A 6,305-nucleotide genomic window follows, 5' to 3' on the forward strand; every position below is an offset into this window, starting at 1 on the left:
ACGACCTGATCTTTTCATTTATGAAACAACAATCTTGGCATCCATTTCTTATGGTAAGCCTTGCCTTATGTACTGGTACCATTGGAACAGCGCTCGCTAGCCCGCTTTATCCGATTTACCAGCAAATATGGCATTTACTGCCAAGTCACATTACTTATATTTTCGTCGCCTATATGTTTGGCTGTCTTGCCACTTTACTGTTCTTTGGTCGTACTAGTAATAGTTTGGGTTTTCTCCGTACACTGCAAATCGGTTTAGTCATCGTGATTTGTGGATTGGCACTTTCTGCAGTTGCCGTTGATATTTACTGGTTGATGGCAGGACGATTTGTGATCGGGATTGCTTCTGGACTGATTAGTACCTCAGCCATGCTTGGCCTGATTACGACGATTCCTGATCAACATAAACTTTATGCACCGCAACTCAGTTCAGTGATTACTGTGATTGGTTTCGGGCTTGGGCCCTTTATTGGAGGACTGATTGCCCAGTTTTCTGATCAGCCTCTTATAAGTCCTTATTTGCCGGTGATTGTGGTAGCTTTCCTTTGCCTGTTAGGTTTGGCCCGCCTTGAATCACCTCAATTCGAACGGCAGAATTTTTCTATAGCGCCACATCTGGAAATTCCTGAGTCACATTACAAGACCCTGTTTTTTATTGCCGGCCTGACTGCCTTTAGTGCTTTTGGTGCTTTTAGTTTATTTGCTTCACTGTCACCTTCTTTTGTGAAAGATTTAATTCCATGGCATGGCCCGCTGGTAAGTGGCAGTGCAATTGCCAGTATTTTACTTACCTCTGCTGTTGTACAGTTTTTTGCACGCTCACTGTCACCCATTAAAAGTCTGAATCTGGGTGTGGGTACATTAATGTTCAGCCTGATCTTACTGGCCTTGTGTATGATTTCGCAATGGAGCCCGCTATTTTTCATCAGTGACCTTCTGGTCGGCGCAGGGCATGGGTTAGGGTTAATGGGTGCATTTGGTCTGATTCACAGCATGACTCATGAACGTAATCGTGCTGCGGTTATGTCAACTTATCTTTTTATCGGTTATCTGGGCACAATTGTACCAATTATTGCCGTAGGCTATCTGGCTGATCATTTTGGATTAACATTCGGGGTACTGAGTTTCTGTGCAAGCATAGCGCTGCTCTGTCTGGCCTTATTACTCTGGCCTAAAAAAATAGTTTCATCATGACTACCTGAACTTTATGGCTTAGCAGAATGGAGCAGTCATCAAATCCTAAATCAGCTTAATTTATTATATTTTAATCATTTTCACTGGAAATATTATTTAGATATTTGGAATTCCATAAATTTTATCTAGACCTGATTCAGGTAAAATTTTCTATTAAGTCTTGGAGTTACTAATATTAAAATTTAGCTCATTGCTTATACTTTTTATAAAAATTCTGGCAAATTATTAATAGAGATTAAAAGCCGGCCAACTCTGATGAAGGTAGGGTTTTAATTCTCTATAAAGAGTCCTAAGACCGGCTTAAATAACTTATCAATTTATTGATAATGAGTTCACTTGCTTTTGAACTATTTCCCGATACAGAAAGATCCGAAAATTTTCCCAAGCAGGTCATCGGCGCTAAATTCACCAGTAATTTCACTTAAAGCATTTTGGGCCAGCCGTAATGATTCGGCTACCAGCTCACCTGCATGAAAATCTGTAAGCTGCTCACGTGCCTCAGCCAGATATGCCTGTGTACGCTTCATTGCGTCCAGATGCCGTGTTCGGGCAATAAAGGTATCTTCTTCTGGTTGGAAGCCGGCATGGTCTGTAATCGCTTCTATGAGCATCTGGACGCCGGTTTCCATTTTTGCAGATACACTGATATGACGAAAACCCTGATATTGTCCTGCTTCTGGCTGGACCCCAATGAGGTCACACTTATTTCCAATTAACATAAGCCGCTTAGGCTCCAGATGTTCAGCAAAATAATTCTGGGCTAATTTTAAAGGATCTTCACCTTGGCTCAAATCATAGACCAGTAACAGTAAATCAGCCTGTTCAATTTCCTTAATTGCGCGACGTATCCCTTCTTGTTCTACAATATCACCGGTTTCACGTAAACCTGCTGTATCTGTGAGCGTAATGGGTAGCCCGTTCAGACTAATCTTTTCATGCAGTACATCACGGGTTGTTCCGGCAATATCAGTAACAATAGCGCGGTCATTGCCTGCCAATGCATTTAAGAGCGAAGACTTACCGGCATTTGGTTTTCCGGCAATGACCACCTGTAATCCTTCTCGCAGTAACTGGCCCTGACGTGCAGATTGCTGTACCAGCGTAACTGAACTGGCAACATCATCCAGCAGCTTGAGAATTTTTCCGTCAGCGAGAAAATCAATTTCTTCTTCAGGAAAATCAATCGCCGCTTCTACATGTAAACGTAAATGAATAAGCTTCTCTAATACAGAATTCACCTTAACAGAAAAAGCACCTTGTAAAGAACGTACTGCCGAGCGTGCAGCTGCCTGTGACGTGGCATCAATCAGATCAGCAATGGCTTCGGCCTGTACCAGATCAAGTTTGCCATTTTCAAAGGCACGCATGGAAAACTCGCCAGCCTTGGCCGCTATGGCACCCAGCTCGAATAGTCGGGAGAGCAGGGCATTTTGAATTACCGGTCCACCATGACCCTGTAGCTCAACAACATCTTCTCCCGTAAATGAATAGGGATTTGGAAAACAGATAACCAATCCCTCATCCATTACCTGCTGCTCTGCATCATAAAACTGTCGAAAAGCTGCCATGCGGGCTTTTGGTAAAGAGCGCTGGGTTAACTGTTCGGCAATCATATAGGCTTTCGGACCTGAGAGGCGAATTACCCCAACACCACCACGGCCAGGTGGAGTCGCTATCGCAGCAATTGTGGTGGAGTTGAGCATATTGATCACCTAAAAATTTTAAAAACAGCAAAAGAAAATCCGTCCAAGATTATCATCTTGGACGGATTTATTCAGCATCGATCAAGTGAGCTGAATGGATTATTAAATCACTTCAACACCATTTTCACGTTCTTTCTTCACGCTCCGGTTAATAAACCATTGCTGCAAGATAGTGATACTGTTGTTGACAATCCAGTACAGTACTAGTCCTGCTGGGAAGAACAGCATAAATACAGTGAAAATGATCGGCATGATCTTAAAGACTTTTGCCTGCATTGGATCAGCTGGCTGCGGATTCAGTGATTGCTGAGTAAACATGGTCAGACCCATGACTAACGGCAGAATAAACCACGGATCCATCGCCGACAAATCCTGAATCCAGCCGAACCATGGCGCATGACGCAGTTCTACACTTTCCATCAATACCCAGTATAGGGCAAGGAAAATTGGCATTTGCAGCAAGAGCGGCAAACAGCCTGAGAGAGGATTAACCTGCTCACGCTTGTAGAGTGCCATCATTTCCTGAGAGAAACGCATACGGTCTTCACCGAACTCTTCTTTCATGCGCTGCATTTCTGGTGCAATTACCCGCATTTTCGCCATAGAGCGATAGCTCTTGGACGATAGTGGCCAAAGAATAAGTTTAACCAGTATAGTCAGCAGGATAATTGACCAACCCCAGTTACCGACAATGTTATGGAAGAACTGCAGACCCAGGAACAATAATTTAGCAATTGGCCATAACCAGCCATAATCTACAGTCTGGTTCAAACCTACTGCCAGATCTTTAAGCTCGGACTGAATCTTTGGACCTGAGTAGAAGGTTGCATCTACTTCAGCAACCGTACCGGCTGGCACATTGATAGTTGGCGAAGTAAAACTAATGATATTCATATCATCAGCTGATTTGCGTGATTCGAGCTTGGCAGCATATGGCTGTCCATTGGCTTGAGTCAGTTTAAGCTGACCCGGAATCCAGGCACTCACAAAGTAATGCTGTACTACAGCAATCCAGCCACCCTTTGCATCAACATTCAGCTTTTCATCATTAAAATTATCAAACTTGAGCTTGTTGTAATGCTCTTCTGGTGTGCCCCAGGCACCGCCCAGGAAGGTACCCAGCGTAAAGATCCCTTGATCAGACTTACCAGGATCTTCAGAATTATCACGTTTGATCTGGCCAAACATCTGACCCTGCCAGTTTTGCTGACTACGGTTCACCACTTTATGGTTGACCACGATCGGGTATTCGCCCTGCTTAAAGGTAAAGGTCTTAATAATCTCTACACCATCGGCAGTCTTGTAGACCATTGGTATAGTCAGTACTTTTACTGCTTTACCATTATCTTTACTGACAGTCTGAGCATCTTTAAGCAAGTCATAAGAAGTTTTTTCAACCTCATATACCGGGCGGCCGCTACGGTTACTGTCTGGACCATTGAGTCCAATCAGACCAGATTGTGCGACATAGGTACGCTTGGCATCACTTTCCAGCATGACAAACGGCTGATCGCTGTCTTTATTCTTGTCATGATTCAGTAATTCAATTCGTACAATATCCCCACCTTTTGGATTGATCAAAAGATGATAGAGGTCAGTCTGTACTGAAATCAGCTGCTGATTTACAGGTGCAGTTACATCTGTTGCTTGTGGCGTTGCAATATTTGCTTGCGGTACATCAGAAGAAGCTGATGCCGCTTGGCTATTTGGCAAATCTGCAGATACTTCATGCGAAACGACTGCCTGTTGCTGCGGCGCTGTCTCTGCATGACCATAATCTTTTTGCCACGCCAAAATGAGCAAATATGCGACGACAAACATGGCCCCGAGAATTGCAAACCTGGCCCATTGTTGCATATCTATTACCCCAAGTGGTTAGAGTGATTTTGATTCAAAAAACGATCACGAAAGGGTACAGCAACGTGAAAGGTTTGAGAATCTATTTGCTGAAATGAAATAAAACGAATTGCTTTTGGGGGAACAGGATCATAGCCAGAACCACCCCACGGATGACAGCGACAGATACGTTTACCGGCCAACCACACACCACGCATCGCGCCATGCGCATGAATGGCTTCTAACGAATATTGAGAACAAGTTGGAATATAACGACAACGAGGTCCAAGCAGCGGACTAATCGCAATTTGATAGAAACGTATCAACCAATGCAATAAACGTCTCATTGGTATCTCTAGTTTTGTGAGGAAGAAACAGCTATTTTTCGGTGTTTTTTAACCTGGCGTTGTAACTTTTGCCAAGCTATCTGTAATTGCTGGTGCAACTCGGCATTAGAAATATCTTCTATACCTAATTTAGGCATTACTACGATATCTAATAATTCCAGTTGCTGCTGATGCAGGCGAAAACTTTCGCGAGCAAGTCGTTTTATCCGATTTCTTTCATGTGCACGACGCACTTTTTTCTTGGCCACAACAATACCCAAACGGCTATAATGCAATTCGGTCGGTCTGGCAAGAAATAAGAAGTGGGGTTGATGCACTTTAAAAAGCGCACCATCAAACACACTTTTGTAATCTGCAGCACAGCGGATACGTACAGCTGTGCTGAAGCTATAAAGTGTCATGACACCCAAGTCGTTTAAACTTAAACTGAAATTAAACAGTTAAGCTGTGACGACCTTTGGCACGACGGCGAGCTAATACTTGACGACCAGCTTTAGTAGCCATACGAGCACGGAAACCATGAACGCGCTTACGCTTTAATTCAGATGGTTGGAATGTACGTTTCATGTCGAAACTCCAAAATGATCTTTCTATAAAGGTTCGCGATTGTATTGTGCAATCTTTACGCTGTCAATGAAAACCCGTCTTTTGTTCAATTTTGATTGTAATTCCAAGAATAGAGAAATATACAAATATAAAAATGAGAGAGATAAAATTTAAAACTTATACACAATATAAACCATTTATTTTAAAATACATTTATTTAAAAACTAAAAATATCCACAGTTTTATAAACAATATTTTGTATTTCTGAATTAGGCTACTGGTTTTGAATTTAAATTCATTGTAAGTTAAGTTATCCACACCAGATTGCATCGTTATTATTAAATTCAAATTTTAAAATTTAAATTTATTATTATTAGAGCGGCTTTTTTCTGTGGAAATGATACTTTTATATTCTAATATCATATGATTATATTGTGGATAACTATGTTTTTATAATTTATATGAATTGTGGATAACTTTGTGATATATTTTATCCACAGGTTATGGAAAACTTTATCCACATGTGGTTTAAATTCAAATTTAAAACAGAAAGTTTCTTTTTTGGCCAAAACTTTAGAAATGACCCATGACAGATGTGGATAACTTGGTTAGAATGGCCACCCCTCGCAAGGGGTGCTGTAGTTCAATTTAAATTTAAAACATGAAGATAGGGGATTCAC

At 41.8% G+C, this 6,305-nt stretch carries 6 protein-coding genes; 1 reads left to right on the forward strand and 5 read right to left on the reverse strand.

The features are described from left to right. Positions 1 to 20: 20 nt before the first annotated feature. Entirely contained in the window at positions 21 to 1,193 is a 1,173-nt protein-coding gene (locus tag ABZP31_RS14835; RefSeq protein ID WP_005404705.1) for an MFS transporter, read from the forward strand. 347 nt (positions 1,194 to 1,540) lie between these two features. Here ABZP31_RS14835 and mnmE read toward each other — a convergent pair whose 3' ends face one another. From mnmE to rpmH, 5 genes are all read right to left on the reverse strand, one after another. After that, positions 1,541 to 2,896 carry a tRNA uridine-5-carboxymethylaminomethyl(34) synthesis GTPase MnmE gene (gene mnmE / locus ABZP31_RS14840; protein ID WP_348907627.1) on the reverse strand — a complete coding sequence of 452 codons (1,356 nt, stop codon included), beginning with the start codon at positions 2,894 to 2,896 and terminating at the stop codon, positions 1,541 to 1,543. Between the two features lie 102 nt (positions 2,897 to 2,998). Further along, entirely contained in the window at positions 2,999 to 4,753 is a 1,755-nt protein-coding gene (yidC, locus tag ABZP31_RS14845; RefSeq protein ID WP_005023828.1) for a membrane protein insertase YidC, read from the reverse strand. Between the two features lie 5 nt (positions 4,754 to 4,758). Then, the gene (yidD, locus tag ABZP31_RS14850; protein ID WP_017401114.1) at positions 4,759 to 5,079 is read right to left on the reverse strand and encodes a membrane protein insertion efficiency factor YidD; all 321 of its coding nucleotides are present in this window, start codon (positions 5,077 to 5,079) and stop codon (positions 4,759 to 4,761) included. Positions 5,080 to 5,087: 8 nt separating this feature from the next. Beyond that, positions 5,088 to 5,480, reverse strand: a complete 393-nt coding sequence (gene rnpA, locus ABZP31_RS14855) for a ribonuclease P protein component (RefSeq protein WP_017401113.1) — start codon at positions 5,478 to 5,480, stop codon at positions 5,088 to 5,090. Positions 5,481 to 5,511: 31 nt separating this feature from the next. Then, on the reverse strand, positions 5,512 to 5,646 hold the full coding sequence (rpmH, locus tag ABZP31_RS14860; RefSeq protein ID WP_000831329.1) for a 50S ribosomal protein L34: 135 nt from the start codon (positions 5,644 to 5,646) through the stop codon (positions 5,512 to 5,514). Positions 5,647 to 6,305: the final 659 nt, after the last annotated feature.

This window comes from Acinetobacter sp. FL, assembly GCF_040744925.1.
GTDB lineage: Bacteria > Pseudomonadota > Gammaproteobacteria > Pseudomonadales > Moraxellaceae > Acinetobacter > Acinetobacter radioresistens.